General features: G+C 55.7%; 12 protein-coding genes and 1 tRNA gene. 5 read left to right on the top strand and 8 right to left on the bottom strand.

The genetic code is table 11. The features are described from left to right. Positions 1 to 7: 7 nt before the first annotated feature. Genes ACVWZP_RS18960 through ACVWZP_RS18940 form a run of 5 tightly spaced genes read left to right on the top strand, consistent with a single transcriptional unit; the run spans position 8 to position 3,828 of the window. The gene (locus tag ACVWZP_RS18960) at positions 8 to 715 is read left to right on the top strand and encodes a DUF4376 domain-containing protein (protein ID WP_457370024.1); all 708 of its coding nucleotides are present in this window, start codon (positions 8 to 10) and stop codon (positions 713 to 715) included. Then, entirely contained in the window at positions 712 to 1,635 is a 924-nt protein-coding gene (locus ACVWZP_RS18955) for a hypothetical protein (protein ID WP_457370023.1), read from the top strand. Before ACVWZP_RS18960 ends, ACVWZP_RS18955 begins: the two co-directional genes overlap by 4 nt. Further along, positions 1,632 to 2,177 (top strand): baseplate complex protein, encoded by a 546-nt coding sequence (locus ACVWZP_RS18950; protein ID WP_457370022.1) that lies wholly within the window; start codon positions 1,632 to 1,634, stop codon positions 2,175 to 2,177. The genes ACVWZP_RS18955 and ACVWZP_RS18950 overlap by 4 nt, the downstream gene beginning before the upstream one ends. After that, positions 2,174 to 2,878 (top strand): hypothetical protein, encoded by a 705-nt coding sequence (locus ACVWZP_RS18945; RefSeq protein ID WP_457370021.1) that lies wholly within the window; start codon positions 2,174 to 2,176, stop codon positions 2,876 to 2,878. The genes ACVWZP_RS18950 and ACVWZP_RS18945 overlap by 4 nt, the downstream gene beginning before the upstream one ends. Further along, positions 2,851 to 3,828, top strand: coding sequence for a hypothetical protein (locus ACVWZP_RS18940; RefSeq protein WP_457370020.1), 978 nt, complete (start codon positions 2,851 to 2,853; stop codon positions 3,826 to 3,828). The genes ACVWZP_RS18945 and ACVWZP_RS18940 overlap by 28 nt, the downstream gene beginning before the upstream one ends. A 51-nt stretch (positions 3,829 to 3,879) precedes the next feature. Here the strand turns inward: ACVWZP_RS18940 and ACVWZP_RS18935 are convergent, their stop codons facing one another. The 8 genes from ACVWZP_RS18935 to ACVWZP_RS18900 all read right to left on the bottom strand — a co-directional run bounded on the left by ACVWZP_RS18935 (position 3,880) and on the right by ACVWZP_RS18900 (position 13,624). Then, a complete protein-coding gene (locus tag ACVWZP_RS18935; RefSeq protein ID WP_457370019.1) occupies positions 3,880 to 4,824 on the bottom strand; it encodes a hypothetical protein in 945 nt (314 codons plus the stop codon). A 105-nt stretch (positions 4,825 to 4,929) separates the two neighbouring features. Then, on the bottom strand, positions 4,930 to 6,495 hold the full coding sequence (locus ACVWZP_RS18930; protein WP_457370018.1) for an SIR2 family protein: 1,566 nt from the start codon (positions 6,493 to 6,495) through the stop codon (positions 4,930 to 4,932). Positions 6,496 to 6,977: 482 nt separating this feature from the next. Next, positions 6,978 to 7,334 (bottom strand): hypothetical protein, encoded by a 357-nt coding sequence (locus ACVWZP_RS18925; RefSeq protein ID WP_457370017.1) that lies wholly within the window; start codon positions 7,332 to 7,334, stop codon positions 6,978 to 6,980. A 535-nt stretch (positions 7,335 to 7,869) separates the two neighbouring features. Further along, positions 7,870 to 8,373: a hypothetical protein gene (locus tag ACVWZP_RS18920; protein WP_457370016.1), complete on the bottom strand. Its 504-nt coding sequence runs from the start codon at positions 8,371 to 8,373 to the stop codon at positions 7,870 to 7,872. Between the two features lie 126 nt (positions 8,374 to 8,499). Next, positions 8,500 to 8,575, bottom strand: a tRNA-Thr gene (locus ACVWZP_RS18915). 130 nt (positions 8,576 to 8,705) lie between these two features. Continuing rightward, positions 8,706 to 10,082, bottom strand: a complete 1,377-nt coding sequence (locus ACVWZP_RS18910; RefSeq protein WP_046385021.1) for an HlyD family type I secretion periplasmic adaptor subunit — start codon at positions 10,080 to 10,082, stop codon at positions 8,706 to 8,708. After that, positions 10,072 to 12,225 (bottom strand): type I secretion system permease/ATPase, encoded by a 2,154-nt coding sequence (locus tag ACVWZP_RS18905; RefSeq protein WP_046385020.1) that lies wholly within the window; start codon positions 12,223 to 12,225, stop codon positions 10,072 to 10,074. Before ACVWZP_RS18905 ends, ACVWZP_RS18910 begins: the two co-directional genes overlap by 11 nt. Before the next feature lie 46 nt (positions 12,226 to 12,271). Continuing rightward, complete coding sequence (locus ACVWZP_RS18900) at positions 12,272 to 13,624, bottom strand: TolC family outer membrane protein (protein WP_046385019.1); 1,353 nt, start codon at positions 13,622 to 13,624, stop codon at positions 12,272 to 12,274. Positions 13,625 to 13,667: the final 43 nt, after the last annotated feature.

Here is a 13,667-nt window from a genome sequence, read left to right as displayed (position 1 = left end):
GGTCCAAATGAAAACTCAAACGGTCTATCAAACCAACGAATTGGGCCTCTACGTCGGCACCGCCGAGGCAGAGGAATCGCCCCTGGAACCGGGTGTTTTCCTGATCCCCGGTGGATGCGTGGAACTTGAACCGCCCAAAATCCCAGCCAACAAAGGCGCCTGCTGGAGCGAAGGCAAATGGGTACTTGTCGACTACTTCGACGGCCTGATCGTTTACAGCATCGTGACGGGTGACCCCATGACCATCACAGGTATGGGGCCGATCCCGAGCGGCTTCACGACCAAAAAGCCCGGCCCTGATCAGGTTTGGAAAAACGGTGAATGGGTAGACGACATCGCCGCAATTTTGGCCGCGCTCTTTGATCAGAAGCTGCAGGAGGTCAATGACGGATGCAGCGCCTATATCGAGAGCGGTTTTCTTTCCAGCGCCCTGGGCGAGCCGCACCGCTATAGCAGCCAGATGGATGACCAGATCAACCTGACGGGCATGGTATTGAGCGGCCTGGATGCCAGCTATGCGTGTTTTGACGCCAGCCAGGTCAAAGGCTTTCGCCCCCATACGGCCGCCCAATTGCACCTGGTGGGCCAAGACCTGGTGCGATTCAAACAGGCAGCGTTGCAACGTGCTGACAACCTCAAGCAGGACTTGGCCACCGCGCTCAAGGACAAAAAGCTCAAGGTGATTAAGGCCATCAAGTGGACGCCGCCAGCATGAGTTGGGAGCCCGTCACCATGCGCTGGCCTGTGCAAGCCACCCAATGGATGGGCCAGCTGTCGACGGCCCAGGGCCTGGCCGGCGGTGAGCTGGCCGGTACCGCCAAGCGCCTGGCGGATTTGAACGGCAAAGCCACCACCAGGCCGGGGCCTGTGGGTGACGCTGCCCAGGACGCGATCGCTGCAGGCCGCACGGCGCTGGCGGATCAGATGGGCGAGGCCCCGGCGTGCCTGGTGGTGACACCGTTTCAAAGTGGCATTGGCCAGGGCCGCGGCTATCAGCGTTTCCTATCTGCGCCGAACTTACTGCAGCAGTTGGCCGGCAAACTGGTGGACGTGAGCGACACCGGTCGGCCGGACGGCCCCCAGTTCGCGCTGTGCCTGATGTTCTTGGCCACGCGCTTTGATCAGTTGGCCAACAGCTTGGCGCGCTTCAATGCCCTGTTGCCGATGCCCGACCTGGTGCGAGCCGAACGCCGCGCGCGGCACCTGTCGACGCTGGAGACGGAAAAGTGGGAGATCCCCGCCGCCGGCACATTGCCGCGTTGGCAGACACTGCCCTTGGAGCGTTGCACCGTGGTCAAGGCCGCCCAGCAATCCATGGCCGGCCAGCTTGCTGTCCTGGAGAGTTACGCCGCCGACAGTTCGCCCATGGCGGATCTTGCCTCCCTGGCCACCCGCAAGGCGGCTCAACAGCAGGGCCGCGATCAGCAGTTGGCCGATCTGAAAGCCCTACTTGCTGGCGGTAACCCGGACAGCAGCATGCGCGCCCGTCTGATCGGTCCAGGTAACGCCACCGAGCTACGCCAGGCGCTGTTGGCCGGCGAAGCGCCAGGGCATGAATGGGTGCTGTGTGCCGGCGCGCTGCTGGTGGGATCTGAGAAGGGGCTGAGCTTCGTTCGTGAATTGGTGGGCCTATGACGCTGTTGCTCGACGGGCAAGAGGTTCGCGGAAAGAACCTCAAAGTCACCGGCAATCTGCGCATTGAGAGCGACGATCTGTCAGGTCAGACCAGCAACACCGACAAGGGGCACAAAGGCTTCAAGCCCAAGACCCTGACCGTCAGCCTGATGATTCCTTTCGTTGACCAGGTGCAATTGCGCGACCTGATGCGCCTGGTGGAAGCGACCGCCGGCGGTGGCCAGCTCAAGACCTACCGCATCGTCAATGACACCGCCGCCGCCTTCGGCATGCGCCAGGTGACCTTCACCGAAGGCGTGAGCGCCCGGGAGGACGACAGCCTGCGCGCCTGGCTGATCCAGTTCACCCTGACGGAGAAACTGTCCAACCCTGAGAAAGTCGAGGGCCGGCGATCGGGCAACGCGGTTACCGCTCAGTCCGGCCCGGGCGGGGCAGTCGGCGGCACCGGTGGCGACTCCAGCAGCGGACCCGAGGAACTGACCGGTTTTGAAGCCACCCTGAAAAAAGTGGACGGCTGGCTGGGCGGGAGTACCAAGGGATGAAGCTGCACAAGGAGTTGGCCATCAACGGTAAGCCCTACGCCCTGGTCAAAAACGAAGTCCGGCTGGACGCAAAAAGCCCCGGGCGAGCGACGTTTACCATCCAGGCCAAAGCCCCGGTTAAAGGTCTGGTAACGCTCGATATCGGCTACAACGACAGCACGCTGCAGCGGCACTTTATCGGCTACGTCGAGCGCTCCACCACTGCCAGCAGCACCCAGCAGGTGCTGTTCTGCCGCGAGCTGACCGCGATCCTGGCCAACCCGCTGCCGCTGAACTTGCGCCACGTCGACCTGCGCGCCGTCCTGGTTGAAATCAGCCAGCACACCGGCCTTCGCTTTCGCGTCCCGGATCGGCCCTACGCCGGCGTTAAGGCGCCGTTCTTCTACAGCCTGGCTGCTGGCTATCAAGCCATGGACAGCCTGGCCCGGGTTTTCAACATCCCCGACTTTATCTGGCAACAGCAGGGTGACGGGGAGGTGTTCGTGGGCAGTTGGGCTGACAGCTTCTTCGGAGTTCGCTCGCCGCTGCAACTGCCGGTGGAGCTGTTCGATGACTACCAGGGCAACCAGAGCGCGATGATTGCAGCCCTTCCCGGGTTGCGACCAGGTGCAACAATCAACCACGGCGAGCGCATCACCAGTGTGGCGCTCATCGACAACCAGATGGCCATCCGATGGACGACGCAATCCGCCGCAGCGTAGAACGACAATTCCCCGAACTCACAGGCGGTTACCACCTGCCACGCTTTGCCCGGGTTGTCGCCGTGGCCGATGCCCCGGCTGGCGCCGGCATCTGTGACGACTTTCGGCCGCGCTATGCGGTCGACATCGAGGTCATGGGACCGGACGGCGAGGCAGATCCCAAGCTGCCGATCCTGGCCGGCGTACCGTTGCCGCTGCCCACCGGTGGCGAGGAAATGGGCATCTATGCCTTTCCCGAGGAAGGCACCCAGGTGGTGGTGTGCTTTGCCTATGGCCTGCCGCATAAGCCCTATATCCAAACCATCCTGCCCCACGGGCTGAGTATGCCCAGCGTGCCGAAGGGTGATCAGGTGTGGCAGCACAGTGAGGTCTGTCAGCAGCGTGTGGATGCAGACGGCAACTGGCTGCGCCAGACTGACGGCAAGATCCACGACAAGGCCATCGAGCGCGAAGTGGACGCCATGGGCAACACTGAGCGTTTCCAGAATCACACCAGGACGGTGGATGACCATTCAAAGGAGTCAGTAGGTGGAATCAAGACGATCGAGGCGCTGGGGGCGCTCAAGCTGTTGTCGGGCGGATCGGCGAGCCTGGCGGCGGTGGGTGATCTGCACCAAGCGACCGGGCGGGACTTGAACCTTGTGGTGGGACAGAAGCACAACGCCACGGTGGGTGGCAACATGGAGGAAAGGATTGAGGGGCTGCGTAAAAGCGTGGCATCGGTCAGTCAGAGCTTGGTAGCACCGAAGAACCACGTCGGGTCTGAGGACGTGAACATCTTCCAGGTCATGTGTGATCTGCTCGACCTAGTGCAGCAGATGAATCTTCAGCTGGCCAACCATATTCATGTGCCTGGCCCAGCATTGAGCGCCGCAGACGCAGCGGCGTTCAATGCGAAGGCAGTACGAGCACTGGAGATGGCGGCGAAACTGAAACCTATCACTGGATAGGTCGTATCTGAAGATATTTACCCAATAGTAAGTAGGCATATTTGCCGCTATCTATTTTTTCTTGTTTTTTAAACGAAACTTTAAACTGTCTAGTTTGGTAAGAATTGGGCCTAATACATAAGTTCCAAAAAAACCATAATGCTCAATTTCCGCGTCTTCATACTTTTCGTAATCATTAAAGTCATATCCGGCACGCTCTACAGTCAAGATGTTACTTGAATTATTTGACGCAGAAAAAAATGCCTTGAGATCAGCAGCGCTGGCGAATTGGTCCACCATTACAGAAATGCCTTCTATTTCATAAGTAGCCCCACGGTAAAGACGGTGCTCCTCTACTTGCTGCCCGTCCCGAGTACAGGTCACAATAAATTGCAGTGCATCACTGTAGTATTTTCCATTGTGATATTTTTTAACCGGGCGAACGGGAACGATAAAATAATTTTTTAGTGATTCAAAATAGACGTTCCAAAATGTTTTATAACTCTTAACTTTTGAAAGTCCTTGTGGAGTTGATATAACTAAGCTCTTGCGAATTTTATTATTCGCCAGCATTGAATCCAAGGTTACCTTAAAGGTTGAAGCTATATAGCCGGAAACCCCTTCTATGAAGCTTAATTTAATGGTTTCAAAAGGTGCAATTATTCTGGGGGAGTCTGAGTAGTCCATAAGTTCTACGTATATATTTCGGCCTACTACTAAATATATGGTGTTTATCGCAACCGATTTGTCCTTAGTATTCTCCAATATAACCTCGCCAACATATCTTTGGCTACTCCACACACTGCCAGCTATCGAGAACATTCCGCAAAATCTAGATCCTCTTTTTGAAAAAAACTGGTAGGCTGCATAAAATAGAACAACCACTGCTATCGCTAAAGATAAAATTGCGATCGCTAATGATGTAATCGACATCAATAGATTCAAAGCTTCGCTATCTGACATTTTTGATATGTCAGCTTTATCAATTTTGTTTAGTAACGCTTTCAGTCCGTCCATACCTAGTCCTGTCTTAGTCTAAAGCGAGCCCTGTTTTGTACATGTTTGCACCGATCTATTTTATGGCTATGTTCGCTTTTCATGGGATTCGATTAGTCGGCAGTGTCAGTAACGGTTGCTATATTTTACTAGGTCGTAAAAGCATGCGAGTCTAGCAAGGCCGCTAGCGTTTGATGTGTCAATATGCTTTCTCAATATCTCTGCTAGGTCAGAGAGTCCTTCTTTGATTAGAGCTGGCTCCATATAGGGCAGCATTCTGTTAAAGAGTTCGAAACCCTGCTTGTGATATAGCTCATTAACCCCGATTGTGACTTCGGGTACCGTTTTTGACCTTCTAAGCTCAGTGCCTCGATTCGTATCGGTAAAAAGGTTTCCTTCGAAACGCACCTGTGCGCCGGCGCAGAGTTCTGGGATACCAGCTTTCAACGTGCCGTCATCGTTGAGACACCCAGCTTTGTTAAGATAGTAATAAATTGGAAGTTTGATATTGCCCTTTGCCAGTTTTGGAAATACTGTTGAAACCAAATCTGCGGCATCATATTTTTCTGTTTCAAAAATAATGTCTCGGATAAGGTCGGAGCGTTCTAGGCCAATTAGTCCTTGTTTTGAAATTGCCTCGCCTTTTTTTGTAGTTGAGATCGCTCCGTATCCCACGACAAATTCGGTAAGTGAGTCGCCATTCGCAAGGTCACTCTCGTTTCTTACATATAACTGGCCTTTGGGGTCGTCTGTAATTACAAGTTCATACAGTTCGTCTTTGATTCTTCGGAAAATATGGGCGGGTATTCGTTTTTTGGTTTCCGAAAGAACTTCGTATAGCTCTATAAAATTTCGTACTCTTAGGAGTTTTACAGGTATCCGTTTATGGATGACTGAATCTGTGATAGTAGGCTCTTCAAGCTCTTGATGCCACTCTACAAAGATTAGTTTGTCTCTCAGGAAATCTAAGCTTTTTTCAGGAAAGCAACCAATAATGTCTTCGAGTATGTCAGCAATGTGAGGGTCTGCGAGCGAGTAACCTAAGAAGATAACAGGCCGTTCGATGAATATGGTCAGAAGTTTGGAAGAAAGGTAAGGGTTTTTTCTTCTGTATTCAGCATAATCTGTTTCTGTTAGGACTAGTGAGTTAGGGGCGGTCGAGCAGCCGTGAATCTTATATATCTCCGCAATTCCGTGGCTTCTCTCCGCTATCAATCCATCTTGCCCTATGAATGTCGTGAATTTAGGGAATGTGTTCTCTATTAGGCAATCCCAGTTGGTTGTTATTACGCCGTCAATATTGGCTTTTTCTAGTAGGCTAAGCTCTTCTCTGACCTCGGCTATAGTGTTTTCGTGAGCGCTTTTCAAATATCTAGATATTTCAATCTTTAAGATTGAACTGTCGTTTAAAAAATGTTCTGAAAACTCCTCCGATATCTCTTTCGAACCTGGTCGTTCCCACCATGAGTTCTCGTAGCTTTTTGCGAGGAGTTGCGCATATTTAGTTAGGTCTCCGTTTGAGCTTGTTTTTAGCTTTAGCGGATTTTCACCAATGAGGTTGCAAAATTTTAGTAAGAGTTGCTCCCAGTTCTCGGTTCCTAAATAGCGCCTCGAGATTCCGGAGCCAATGAATAGCATCGGAGATGCGTCGAATTTTTTAAAGTGTTCCGTTAGTGCTTTTTTAAATTCCATGTATTTGAACTTCATAAATTAGGGTGGGGTTGTGCTTTGAGTATAAAGCCTCGACAAGCAAAGGGCTAAAGGAAATGAAAAGGTGGCAAATGAAAAAAAAAGAACAAAAAAAGCACTTATCCCCCTCCCGCCGACGGGGTTTGCGTCCTTTTTTTGTGCAAACCCGGATGTAGTGCAAACGAACCGGCAGCCCAGGCGGGCCGGGGCGCTCTGCGGGCGACCGGCAGTTTCACAGATTGCAAAGTTTTGAAGAGAAGTGCAGTGCGGTTGCACAACGGTGCAGCAGACGACCACGAACGGGGCAGGGCTGGAGGCCCAGGTTTCATTGGGTCGAAAACTTCAAAACATCCGAAACAGGCGGTTTTCAGAATCGCAACCGGTCGAAAGTGCACGTCATTGCAGGTACTGGGCGTGTCTCAGGCTATGCAGGGAGTTGCCCGCCGTCTGGGTCTGGCAGGCCGATCATATGGGGGAGAGGGGTTTCAAACTTTTGCGGCGGCGCTGCGTACATGAGGGAGGGCGGCGAGGCGTTCCAGACGGGCGAATTCCGCCTCTACCAACGGGACCAGCAACTGGTTCAATGCGCCAAAAAGTGTGTCGGCCTGATGTTGAGTCAGTCGTTTTACCGTGCCGGTCAAGCCGCTGGCGCAGCACACGCAATTGGGATCAACCCCAAGGATGTCCAGTGCACCATCTATATAGCCCCGCAGGTAGTCAGCGCGGTTGAACAGAATCAGGCTGGCCGGTCCTTCCTGGTAGTCCCAATGGACCTCCCACAGGGCGCCTTTCTTGATGACTTCAATTTTTGGAATGGGAGCGACGGAGCTGGGCTTTGTCATGGTGTTCTCCGGATTAAAGTCACGAGGCGAGAGCAGTCTGGTGGGGCGTGCCTGAACGGCTGCTGAAAACTTTTCCCGGTACACCCCCTCCTGACACGTAAGTGGCGTCAGCGGGTCGAGAAATGCCTGAAAAGCCCCGGATTCATTGGGGGGCGTCACTTACAGTCATGTCGTCAAAAAGTGTAAGTTAGGAAAGCAACTTAAAAAACTCCTTTAAAAACAGTTGGTTGCGGTCTCCTTCACTTACAGTCACGAACTGTTCGGTGCCGACACTGATCTGACAGTCTACTTACGGTTTAGAAATGGTTCTAAGCTATTGAAATATAAGGGATAGAGATAGATAAAAAATCTCACTTACACTTCTTACGCACTTTTGATGGGTGCACCGGAAAAAATATTCCCGTGTATAGGATACGCGACACCCATGCGTTGCTTATCCCCGTGACGCCCAGAATTAGAGGGTGTCGCTACCTTCCACCCTCCGACCAGGATGGTCACCGGGTGTAACGGGGGCCTATCTCGGGTCATCAGGTTTTCAGATTTCCAAGGCTCCGCGCTCCTCCTCAGAAAGTAACTCGCGCTTCCGCAGCTCCAACGAAACCATTAGCAGCGCATTCATCCCTCCGCATAGGAAAGAAAGGCTCTCGTTGAGCGTGGCTGTCCCAGATAAGGACATCAGTGCTTTGCGACACTTATCTTGCTTAACTTGGTCTGGCTCCAATTCATGAGCCATCAGATTTCTTAGCTTATTGAGCTGGTCTGTCATGTCCCAGAGACTGTTCCTCCCTGCCCCTTTAATAACCATGAGCGATCGAGCTATGCCGACTACTTGCTGAAAGGTGAGCCGTATTCCCCGCAGATGCTCTGGGTTCTGAACTGAGCGGTAGTTGAAGTCACGGATGACGCCCTCTATCAGGAGGTGAGCTTTCAGTACGGCGGACTGTTCATCCAGCTTATGCGAGAAATGCTTATCGAAAAGGTCCCCATGCATTTGCATCAGGCGCGCTATTTCAGGGGGTTCGGTGGGAGTCGTTGACATAGAAACAGCCCTCAAATTGGAGCTAAGCGCCCACGGAGGTCGCCTAGATAAGCGGCTTGTTACGTGTCTTGTTACGTTTCGCACAAAAAACAAAGGCCTGCATCGCTGCAAGCCTTTGATTTTAAATGGTGCCGGCACCAGGAGTCGAACCCGGGACCTACTGATTACAAGTCAGTTGCTCTACCAACTGAGCTATACCGGCGTGTTAGGGCGACGATTATAGCGATTGAAAAAGTTCTGTAAACCCCTGAAATCTGACTATTTTTGCGAAAACCCAAGTTTTCGCCCTTCGCCCTGCATTTACCCGCTTCTCCCGCAGCCAAATGCCCCGATCAGCGCTCGTGCATGGCCTCTGCGCGGGATTTGATGATTGGCTTGAGCAGGTAGCTCAAGATGCTCTTCTTGCCGGTGATGATGTCCACAGAGGCCACCATGCCGGGGATGATCAGCAGGGGTTTGTCGTCGGTGCCGAGGTGGCTGCGGTCGGTGCGCAGTTTGATGACGTAGAAGGTGTTTTTCTTCTCTTCATCCATCACGGTGTCGGCGCCGATCTGTTCGAGTTTGCCTTTGAGGCCGCCGTAGATGGTGTAGTCGTAGGCGGTGAATTTGATCATTGCTTCCTGGCCGGGGTGGAGGAAGGCGATGTCTTGCGGGCGGATCTTGGCTTCTACCAGCAAGGTGTCGTCCAGCGGTACGACTTCGGCGATGTCGCTGCCGGGCTGGATCACGCCGCCTACGGTGTTGACCAGCATTTGCTTGACGATACCGCGCACGGGGGAGGTGACCATGGTGCGGCTGACGCGGTCTTCCAGGCCTTTGGAGGTGGCTTGGGCCTTGCTCAGGTTGGTGCGCGCTTCGTTCAGTTGAGCCAGGGCTTCGCTGCGGAATTTGCCGCGGGTCTCGTCGATTTTGCGTTGCACTTCGTTGATGGCGGCCTGGGCGCGGGGGATGGCCAGGGTGGTGCCGTCGAGCATGCCGCGAGTTTCCACTTCGGAGCGTTTGAGGCGCAGCACTTCTACCGGCGAGACCGCGCCCTGTTGTACCAGCGGTTCGGACATGCCGATCTCCTGGCGCAGCAGGTTCAGGCTGTTGCGGTATTGGTCCTGCTTGGAGGCGAATTCACGCAGTTCCTGCTGGCGTTGCAGCAGTTGTTGTTGCAGCCCGCCGATTTCGTCCGACAGTTGCTGGCGTCGGCTCAGGTACAGCGACTCTTCGTTCGAAGCCTGGTTGGGCACGGCTTTGCGCGCGTCTTCGGTAATGTTCAGCGGGCGATTTTCGACTTCGGCGCTGAGGCGCTCCACGCGCAGTTCCATGGCCACGCGGTCGGCTTCGGTTTCGCCGACGTTGGAGGCAAAGCGTGTGTCGTCCAGGCGTACCAGCGGCGCGCCGGCGTCGACGATTTGGCCTTCATGCACGTAGATCTGGGCGACGATGCCGCCTTCCAGGTTCTGGATTTTCTGGATGCGCGAGGAGGGGATCGCCTTGCCTTCGCCTTTGGTCACTTCATCGATGATCGCAAAGTGCGCCCACAGTATCAGGAACACGAAGAAGCCGATCACGCCCCAAATGGTCAGGCGCACGATGCGCGGGGCGTCGTCGACCAGGGCTTTTTCGACTTCGGGCAAGGGCTGGTCTTCGAGCGAGTCGGTGCCTCTGAAATAGCCGAAGATGACGTCTTTCAAACGGCGTGGGCCGGATTTAAGCAACACTGATCTGCCCCTTTTTCAGCGCTTCCATGACGGCCGCTTTTGGACCGTCCGCGAGTATCTGGCCACGGTCGATCACCAGCAGGCGGTCCACCAGGCTCAACAGCGAGGCGCGGTGGGTGACCAGAATCACCGTCTTGTTTTCGATCACTGACTGCAAGCGCTGTTTCAGGCGCTCTTCGCCGGTGTTGTCCATGGCGCTGGTCGGTTCGTCCAGCAGCAGGATCGGTGGGTTCAATAGCAATGCACGGGCGAGGGCGACGTTTTGTCGCTGGCCGCCGGAGAGGTTTTGCCCGCGTTCGCCCACTTGCAGTTCGTAACCTTGCGGATGCAGCCTGGCAAATTCATGCACGCCGGCCAGTTCTGCGGCTTGCAGCACCATTTCGTCGTCCACGTAGCGTGCGCCCGAGACGAGGTTGTCGCGCAAGGTGCCGGCCAGCAGTTGAATGTCCTGGGCCACGTAGCCGATGTTGTGGCGCAATTCGCTGACATCGATCTGGCGAATGTCCACGCCATCGACCAGCAACGAGCCCGAATCCGGCTGGTAAAGACCGACCAGCAGTTTGGCCAGCGAGCTTTTGCCCGAGCCGCTGCGCCCGATGATGCCGATCTTCTCGCCCGCCCGCACGTTCAGGTTGATGCCGCGCAGCGCCAGGTTTTGTTGGTTCGGGTAGGTGAAGTCGACTTCGCGGAACGTCATCGCGCCTTGCAGCGCCTTGCGGCTGAGCGGGCGTTCGTCGTAGTTGCGTTCTTGCGGCAACTCCATCATCTGGTCGACCGAGACCATCGTCACCTTGGCTTGCTGGTAGCGCGTCAGCAGCCCCGACAGTTGCGCCAACGGGCCCAGTGCGCGGCCGCTGAGCATGTAGCAGGCAACGAGGCCGCCCATGCTGAGGGCGCCATCAATGATCTGGTACACACCGAAAATGATCATCGCCACGCCGGCCACTTGCTGGATCAGCAAGGTGATGTTCATGGCCAGGCCGGACAACACCTTGACCCGCAGTTCCAGGCGGCTGAGGGTGCCAATGGTCTGTTCCCATTGATACTGGCGCTCGCTTTCTGCGTTATTGACCTTGACCGCATCGAGCCCGGCGAGGGTTTCGATCAGGCTCGACTGACGCTCGGCGCCCAGGGCCATGGTGCGTTCCAGTGTCGCAGTCAGCGGTTTCTGGAGCATGTGGCCGATACCCAGGGCCAGCGGGAAGGCGATGATCGGAATCCACACCAGGTGGCCGCCGAGCATGGCGATCACCACCAGGATGATCAGGGTGAAGGGCAGGTCGATCAGGCTGGCGAGGGTCAGCGAGGTGAGGAAGTCGCGCATCCCCTGGAATTCATGGATGTTCTGCGCAAAGCTGCCGACCCGCGCCGGGCGCACTTTCATGGCCATGCCCACGATGCGCTCGAACAGCGTCGCGGAGATGATCAGGTCGGTTTTTTTGCCCGCCAGGTCCAGGCATAAACTGCGCAGGCTCTTGAGCAGCAGATCGAACAAGTACGCGCCGCAGATACCGATGGCCAGCATCCACAAGGTGGCGGTGGCCTGGTTGGGGACCACGCGGTCGTACACGTTCATCACAAACAGTGGTGCGGCCAGGGCGATCAGGTTGATCACCAGGCTCGCGGCGATTGCGTCGGCGTAGAGCCAGCGCGAGCGCTTGAGGGTGTCTCGAAACCACGAGCGTGCGCGCGGGATCAGCGTGCCGCTGGTGATGTCAAATTTATGCTGCGGTTGGGCGAAAAATACCCGACCGCTGTAATCCTGACTCAAGGTTTCACGGCTGACCTGTACTTCGCCGCCGTCGCTTTCGCTGAGCAGCAGTCGCGCCGTGTCGCCTTCCCAGCCCAACAGCACCGCGCTGCGCCCTTCCTTGAGCAGCAGCATGGCGGGCAGTGCGATGGATGGAATCTGTTCCAGCTTGCGCTGCAGCAACCGCCCCTGCAAACCCGCCCGAGCGGCTGCACGCGGCAGCAGCTCGGCGCTCAGACGCTGGGCCGCGAGTGGCAGCCCAGTGGTCAGCATTGCGCGGCTGGCGGGTTTGTAATGCAGTGAGCAGAGTGTCAACAACCCGTCCAGCAAGGGGTCGTCATGCTGACTGCGCGGGTCATGGTTGAGTTGCGCCACACCTATTTCAGAATCCAAGCTGACTCTCTCTTACTGCAGTTGAGTGGTCCAACGCCGTCAAGAATCAGTTCATCCCTGGCAGGTTTACCGACGGTTTAATATCGTTCTGCACAACCGATGCCATCGGCGCTACCACGCCCTGACTTCTCAGCAGTTGGCCCATGTCGGCCTTGATTCGATACTGCGTGTAGATCTGCAGGTTTTTGATCTGCGCCAGACGCTGCTGAGCGGTGAACAGTTCATTCTCGCTGTCGAGCAAGTCGAGCAGTGTACGCTCACCGAGGCTGAACTGCTGTTGATACGAGGTACGTACTCGCGTGCTGCGGTCCACGTATTCCTGCGCGATCGGCACCTGCTGGGTGGCGTTGTTGTAGGCGTTCCACGCCAGGCCCAGCTCTTCGTTCAGCTGACGCAGGGCGTTGTTGCGGATGTCCAGCGCCTGGGAGGCCTGGGAAGCCTTGGACTGCAGGTTGGCCTTGTCGGTGCCGCCGTTGAACAGGTTGAACTGCATGTTCAGCATGGCGGAATAGCTGTTGTCATGGCCTGGGTCGCCGGCGATGTTGTCGTTGGCCGAACGTTGCAGTACCGCATCGAAGCGCGGGTAGAAGGTCGACTTGGCGGATTCGTACTGCTTTTCAGCGGCGGTGATATCCGATTCGGCAGAGCGCAATACCGGGCTGTCGGCAATCATCTGGCGGCGTGCGTCATCCAGGCTGGCTGGCAGCAAGGTCACGATGCCCGCTGGCTTTTCCAGTTGGTCGGGCTCTTGGCCGACAACGCTCATGTAGTTGGTGTTGGCGTCAGCCAGGTTGGTCTGTTCGGTGATCAGGTTGTTTCGAGCCTGAGCCAGACGGGCTTCGGCCTGGTCCATGTCCGCCATTCTTCCGACGCCACGGCTGGTGCGCAATTTGATCTGGTCAAAAATGCGTTCGTGGCTTTTCAGGTTCTCTTCTGCCAGTTGCACCATCTCGCGACGGGTCAAGACATCCAGATAAACCTGGGCGACCGTCAGGGCGGTGCGCTCGGTCGTGTTGAGCAGCGCATAACCGCGGGAATTGGCGGTGGCTTGTTGGCGGCCTACTTCATTTTGGGTGCCAAAACCCTGGAACAGGTTTTGCTGCAGACGAATGGTCGATTCGCCGCGGTTCATGGTTTTCCAATCGTGGCTGTTGCTGGCCGCGCGGGTGGTGGTGTTGTCCGAGCTTTCACGGCCATAACCGCCCAGCAAGTCGACTTTAGGCAAGTAGCCGCCTTTGGCTGCGTCGACTTGGTAGTCAGCAGCAATGCGCGCATTGACACCCGCTTGGATCTCCGGATGGACTTCCACCGCTTTCTGCATCGCCTCTGTCAGGGTTTGAGCCTGTACGAAACTGGCGGCTAGAGCAAAAGGCAAAGCTTTGAATAAGTGCAAACGCATTGTGATTCTTCCCTGGGGATTGGTTGCCTGGAAAACCGCAACA

It is taken from the genome of Pseudomonas sp. TE36184 (genome assembly GCF_054060055.1).
This window is presented reverse-complemented; position numbering and strand designations above follow the sequence as displayed.